At 31.9% G+C, this 7,001-nt stretch carries 5 protein-coding genes and 1 pseudogene; all 6 read left to right on the top strand.

All coding sequences use genetic code 11. The features are described 5' to 3' along the window. Nucleotides 1–244, top strand: a pseudogene (locus B7R67_RS10870) (nicotinate phosphoribosyltransferase); the annotation flags it as partial. A gap of 629 nt (nucleotides 245–873) precedes the next feature. Next, complete coding sequence (locus B7R67_RS10865) at nucleotides 874–1,311, top strand: DUF1934 domain-containing protein (RefSeq protein WP_158095074.1); 438 nt, start codon at nucleotides 874–876, stop codon at nucleotides 1,309–1,311. Further along, a complete protein-coding gene (argS, locus tag B7R67_RS10860) occupies nucleotides 1,308–2,978 on the top strand; it encodes an arginine--tRNA ligase (RefSeq protein WP_088070308.1) in 1,671 nt (556 codons plus the stop codon). The genes B7R67_RS10865 and argS overlap by 4 nt, the downstream gene beginning before the upstream one ends. A 521-nt stretch (nucleotides 2,979–3,499) precedes the next feature. Beyond that, a complete protein-coding gene (locus B7R67_RS10855; RefSeq protein WP_088070306.1) occupies nucleotides 3,500–4,741 on the top strand; it encodes a DUF5667 domain-containing protein in 1,242 nt (413 codons plus the stop codon). Between the two features lie 213 nt (nucleotides 4,742–4,954). Next, the gene (gene sigI / locus B7R67_RS10850; RefSeq protein ID WP_235822137.1) at nucleotides 4,955–5,683 is read left to right on the top strand and encodes an RNA polymerase sigma-I factor; all 729 of its coding nucleotides are present in this window, start codon (nucleotides 4,955–4,957) and stop codon (nucleotides 5,681–5,683) included. Nucleotides 5,684–5,685: 2 nt separating this feature from the next. Beyond that, nucleotides 5,686–6,870 (top strand): anti-sigma factor domain-containing protein, encoded by a 1,185-nt coding sequence (locus B7R67_RS10845; RefSeq protein WP_158095073.1) that lies wholly within the window; start codon nucleotides 5,686–5,688, stop codon nucleotides 6,868–6,870. Nucleotides 6,871–7,001: the final 131 nt, after the last annotated feature.

Genomic DNA, 7,001 nt, shown 5'->3' with positions numbered 1-7,001 from the left:
TCAAGAAGGGTATAATCATGTTCAAATTGTAGTAAGTGGTGGATTCACAGTAGAAAGAATCTTATCATTTGAAAAACAAGGTGTACCAGTAGATTTATATGGTGTAGGTGGAAGTTTATTAAAAGTTAATATAGGATTTACAGGGGATAATGTTGAGTTAAATGGAGAACCACAGGCAAAAGTTGGTCGAAAACTCCGTGAAAATCCTCGCTTAGAAAAAGTAGAAATGCGTCCTAGATTATAAAAAGATTGGCTTTGTTAATGTTAATTGTTGATTTCTTACAAAACACATTTTTGAATAAGATTTTATACAATTTAAAGAGATTGATTGGAGTGGAAGGTGGGAGACTCCTATGGGAGTAGCGGGAAGGGTGAGACCCCGCAGGCTTGCCGAGGAGGCTCAGGTTTCGCCCCATGGAAAGCGAGAATCCTGTAGTGGAAATGAACATCACTCAACTTCCTTTACAAAAACTTGTTCATTATTTGACAAGATAATTTTTTAACAGCTTAAGGCATCTTTAAAAGATGCCTTTTTCTATTTAAATATATAAATAATCTATATTCCTGAATCACCTTATTGACTTCTTCATAGAAATCTTTTATATTTTTTCTTCGTTATAACATTAAATAACCAACATAATTCCGCTTAAGGGAATACCTACCTTCTAAAGATGTAATAATAAATTCGAATATATAATCACATAAAAACTAGTTTTATGACTACATAAATATAGTATTTATAGTATATTAATTAAAAAAAATTAATTTAAAGCTCAACTACTTTTTAAACCTTTATTGATGTGTGGTAAAATGGGAAAAGATGATTTTTGGATGTGATTCGTTACGTCCATCGCTAGTAAAGGACGTGTAATAGTGAAAGAACAATTAGGTATACCTGTCTCAATTGATTTTGAGACTTTGATAAAAGATCCGCACGGACGTGATAAAATCAGGTTTCAAGCAAATGGTCTATACTATAAAAAAGATGATGTAACATACTTATTATTTGAGGAAAATCACGAAGACCGAAAAGTAAAGGCGACTATGAAAATAGGTAAAGGTGAAGTAACGATTATTCGTAATGGTGGAGTAATGATGCGACATCTATACCGAGTGAATGAAACTACTGAAGGTACATTCTCAAATGAGTTAGGAGTATTCCAAACAAAAGCATATACAAAAAAACTACAATTTCTAGTTTCAGAGGGGCCATTAAAGGGTGTGCTTCAACTGGGATATAAGTTATTCGTAGGTGAGGAAAATGCTGGGTCGTATAACATCACAGTATCAATTAAGGAGGCAACGATATGAATACGTTAGAACAAGTTAAGAGTCGTTTAAAAAATGAAATCGAAGCTGCTGTATTAAAAGCAGGATTAGCAACCGAGGAACAATTACCTCAAGTAGTACTAGAAACGCCAAAAGATAAAGCACACGGTGATTTTTCAACAAATATGGCAATGCAATTAGCGCGAGTTGCTAAAAAAGCTCCAAGAATGGTTGCTGAAGAGCTAATTAACGCATTTGATCAAAGTAAAGCTAGCATCCAAAAAGTTGAGATTGCTGGACCAGGATTTATCAATTTTTATATGGATAATAGCTATTTAACTGATTTAATCCCATCTATTATAAAAGCGGGAACTGAATATGGACAAACAGACTTTGGTAAGGGTGAAAAGATTTTAGTTGAGTTTGTTTCTGCAAATCCAACTGGCGACTTACACTTAGGTCATGCACGTGGAGCAGCGTTCGGTGATTCATTATGTAATGTTTTAGATAAAGCAGGTTATGAAGTAACGCGTGAGTACTATATCAATGATGCAGGAAACCAAATTAATAATTTAGCATTATCTGTAGAAGCTCGTTATATGCAAGCACTTGGAATGGAAAAAGAAATGCCTGCAGATGGCTATCACGGTGCGGACATTATTGAAATTGGTAAAACTTTAGCAGCTGATTTCGGTGATCGTTATATAAAAGAATCAGAAGAAACACGTTATAAATTTTTCCGTGAGTACGGACTAAAATTAGAAATGGAAAAATTACAACGAGATCTTCGTAATTTCAGAGTAGATTTTGACGTATGGTATTCAGAAACGTCATTATATGAAAATGGAAAAGTGCTAGAAGCTCTTGCTGATTTAAAACAACGCGGTGAAACGTATGAAGAAGAAGGAGCAACTTGGTTCCGTTCTACAACATATGGCGATGATAAAGATCGCGTATTAATTAAAAGCGATGGTTCATATACTTATTTAACTCCAGACATCGCATATCACCGAGACAAGCTAAGTCGTGGTGCAGATAAATTAATCGATATTCTAGGAGCTGACCACCATGGTTACATTCCTAGAATGAAAGCAGCAATTCAAGCTTTAGGATATAACGCAGATACACTTGAAGTAGAAATTATTCAAATGGTTCAATTATATCAAGACGGTGAAAAAGTAAAAATGAGTAAACGTACAGGTAAGGCTGTTACGTTACGTGATTTAATGGAAGAAGTAGGAATTGATGCAACACGTTATTTCTTCGCAATGCGTGGCTGTGATTCACATTTAGACTTTGATATGGATTTAGCTGTTTCAAAATCAAATGAGAATCCTGTGTATTATTCACAATATGCTCATGCACGTGTATGCAGTATCCTTCGTCAAGGACAAGAAATGGGTATAGTATACGATGGAGAAGCAGACTATAGCCTTGTTTCATCTGAAAAAGAATATGAGTTATTAAAGAAATTAGGGGAATTCCCAGAAGCTGTTTCATTAGCAGCTTCAAAACGTACACCACATCATATTACAAACTATGTGTTTGAATTAGCTGGTACGTTCCACAGCTTCTACAATGCTGAAAAAGTATTAGACGCTGAGAATGTTGAAAAATCAAAAGCTAGACTAGCATTAATGAAGTCTGTTCAAGTTACACTTCAAAATGCATTAAAATTAGTTGGCGTTTCTGCACCAGAAAAAATGTAATAAATCATTTAAAGTACCATGAGCTATGTTTTTACATAGTGCATGGTACTTTTTTTATATTGAAGCACTAGGTTTGGTTAAAAAGATAATATTTTCGCTTTAATTTAGGGAGTAGCATTTTTTTTGGTTCTTTTAAAGGAATTTAATCTTTATAAAAGGTTTTGTGAAGCAAACTTATTTGATGAAGAAGTTGATTGGAGTGGGAGGTGCGAGACTCCTGTGGAGTAGCGGGACAGGTGAGACCCCGCAGACGCGAATGCGTTGAGGAGGCTCAGCGCACGCCCCACGGAAAGCGAGTATCCTGCAGTGGAAATCAACATGATTATACTTTAATATCAAGAATTTGTTTTGTTTTATTATAAAACTTAAATTTCGTCTTTTTTTAGGAAAAGAATACAAACTTCTTCATTTTTTGATTAATTTTTATATTTTTTTTAAAACGACCCCCTTAAATTTTAAATCACTTACGAATGTATATAGTGAGAATACATAAAAGAGAAAATTAAAAGGGGAAAAAATTCATGAAAAAATTATTTGTACATACTACAGCAACTGCCTTATTACTATCACAATTAGGTCTAACACATACAGCTTTAGCAGCAGAGAATGATACAGTTTCAGCTAATGATCAAGTTCAAAAAGAAGATCCATCGTTAGTTAAAGGAGATTTCTTTTATTTTGTAAAAACTGCTGTTGAAAAAATTCACCTACTACTTACAACTGATAAAGTGAAAGAAGCGGAATTGTTAGCAGAACTTGCTGGAGAACGCATCCATGAGGCACATGTATTAATTAAAGAGGGAAAAGAAGATTTAGCAAAAGAAACATTACAAGATGCTCTTTCTAAAATGGAAAGTGCTCAAAGTCAAGTAGACGTTCAGCTTCCTGCAACGAATACAACAACTGACACAACTACAAATACAACAACTGACACAACTACAAATGCAACAACTGATACAACAACAAACGCAACAACAGAAACAAATAAATCAGAAGAAAGTGGAACAACAACAGCTACTTCTGATGATAATGAAAAAACTGAAAAAGATGATTCAAATAAAGAAGAAAAAAATTCATTAACAAAAGAGCAAAAAGAAATTGCAAAAATACAGCATCACTTAAATAATAACTTACTAGTTTTAGCAGATGTACTAGATCAAGTAAAGAATCCGAAAGCAAAAGCTGCAATCGCAAAAAATATTGAAAAAAGCTTCAATAAAATTGCTGAAAAACTAGAAAAGGTTTTAAAGAAATCTGCAACAACTGATACAGCCGTAAAACCAGTTATTACGATTAAATATCCTGACGCAACTACAAATGAAAATACTGAAACACCAGAAGTAATTACAACAATTACTAAAATTGAAGACGTAGAAGATACAACAAATAAAGTAGAGACTGATGAAGATAACAAGTCAGAAGCAGATAAAACGACTGAGGCTGAGGAAGTTAAAACTGAAAATCAAAACGATGATCAAAATGATGATCGAGACGATGAAAAAGAACATCACGAAGCTGAGAAAAAGCCTGTGCATGTTGTAAAAGAACATAAAGAACATAAAGACAAAGAAGTTAAACAAGTTAAAAAAGTAGAACATAAAGTTCATGTTAATGAAAATAAAGGTCATCAAAATCATCAAAATCGTGGTCATGAAGAAAAGAATAAGGGATATGAAAAGAAGCAGTGGATTGAACAAAATAATAAAAAGAATCACCACGAAGAAGGACATGGTAAAAACGGTAAAGATGGTAAAAAAGATTAATTGAGTAATTATTTACCAGTAACCTTTCAATAAAAATCAAATGAAACATTTTTAAAGATAAGATATCCTTTAAGAATGTAGGTTAATAAAATATGCCTTTTCTATTCAATTTAATTTAAAAATCTAGTAAGCTAGTAAAAAAAATTAAATTGAATAGAGGGCTTTATTCTGTTTTATTAACAATTCAAGCCACTTTTGAAAGGAGATGGGGTCTTGTTACTAACAATTTTTCAGACACTCTATAAACGAAAAGAAAAAATTGAAGATATTGTTTTAACAATACAACAATCTTCATCAAAAGAAATAGACGATTTTATTTTAAAATATGAGCCCTTTATCACTAAAACTATTTCCACAATATGTGGTAAATATATAACTAGGCAAGATGATGAGTATAGTATTGGATTAAGCGCATTTCATGAAGCAATCGAATTATATTCATATAAAAAAGGAGCATCATTTTTATCTTTTGCGAAATTAATTATTAAAAGAGAAATTATAGATTATTTTCGTAAGGAATCAAAATACCAGAATATCACTTTAGATCGGCAAGAATCTTCAGATGAACATGAACAATACGATCATCATGTTTACAATACATACATAAAAAACTTTGATGAAATCAATCGAAAAGAAGAAATTATTCATTTTAACGAGATGTTGAATCAATTTGGAATTTCTTTAGAAAACTTAGTTAAAGTTTCACCAAAACATGAGGATACAAGAGAACAAATTTTCTCAGTAGTAGACATAATTACATCAGACGAAGAAATGTTAGCAATCTTGTATAAGAAGAAAAAATTACCTATGAAACTTTTAGAGGACAAGGTTTCATTAAGTAGAAAAACACTTGAAAATCATAGAAAGTTTATCATCGCCATGTGTATTATTACAGTAAATGAGTACAAGTATTTACAAACTTACATAAAAAGGGAGGGCTGAGTTTGAATAGTGGCATAGTTTTAAAAATAAATCGTTCTTCTGTGGTTGTACTGACACCTAATGGGGAATATTTAAAATGCAAAAAAACCTTATCGTCCTATGAAATTGGCCATGAAATCCAGTTCCCTAATCACGCTGTTATAGTAAATAAAAACATAAAAATCTTTATGCCAAAACTATTACCAGCTATGATTGCTTGTGTTTTGGTATTAATAACCTTCTTAGGATTAAATTGGAATAAACAAGGAGTACTAGCTGCTGGCATTGTTAATGTAAATTCACAAGTTAAAGTTTCACTTGTTCTTAATAAACAATTAAAAGTAATTGATATTAAGGCTCAAAATGCGCAAGGTAAAAAAATTGTTGAAAAGTTGGACAAGTGGGAGCAGGAGTCTCTTGACGTTGTTATGGATGACCTTATTGTTAAAATAGAGAAAAGTAAGGCAGTTCATCCTGATGAAAAGATTACCGTAACAGGTGACATGGGAAAAAAATATGAAGATAAACAAAAGAAATTAAATCAAAAATTAAATAGTATCCAACGTAATAACTCGCGAATTAGTTTACAGAATGAACAGAGTAAACAAGATGAACAGACAGCACAAAAAGATTTATCGAAAGGAAATACGATAAAACCAAATGTGCGACCGAATGTCTTTAATAATAAGACGCCGAATGTAAATAATGAGAAAAATTATGGCTCAAAACAGAAAGATGAAAATCATCAGTATTATCAATTTGGTCATCAAAGAAATAACGAACACAGGGACAAGAAGCATGATCAAAATGGTCATAGACAAGGTAACAATGAATGTAAGCGTAATAATAAAGATGAATCGAATGATTCCAATCAAATAAAAAATAATTCTTCAAATTACAATTCGAACTCTGATAAAAAGGAACAACATCATGAGAACAATGGTAATTCTAAAAATAAAGTAAATAACGTTCACAATGGTCGGGGAAATAATCATTCGGACTGGAATAAAAAAAATGAATTAAATCAATTCATAAATAAAGAAGAGAAGTATCAGCCTAAATTTAATGCTTCGCAAGAATATAAGAACAATAATAAAAAAGATAATCGTCATCAAAATAAAGAAAAAGAAAAAGATAAACAAAAACGAGAAGATCATTCAAATAAGTTTAATCACAAAAATGGTTATTATGAAGAAGATGACAGGTGAAGAAAGATAAATAATGAAAGCTCGGAGTATAGCAGAATATCCCACAGTTGATAGACGTGGTGTAGTACAAGTTATCATCCGAGCTTTTTTATTCGATTTGCTATATTTCTAAAAAATAAGTCATATGTAAC

Source organism: Gottfriedia luciferensis, from assembly GCF_002156865.1.
Taxonomy (GTDB): domain Bacteria; phylum Bacillota; class Bacilli; order Bacillales; family Bacillaceae_G; genus Gottfriedia; species Gottfriedia luciferensis.
The sequence above is the reverse complement of the archived record's forward strand: the minus strand, read 5'-3'. Positions and strand labels throughout refer to the sequence as shown.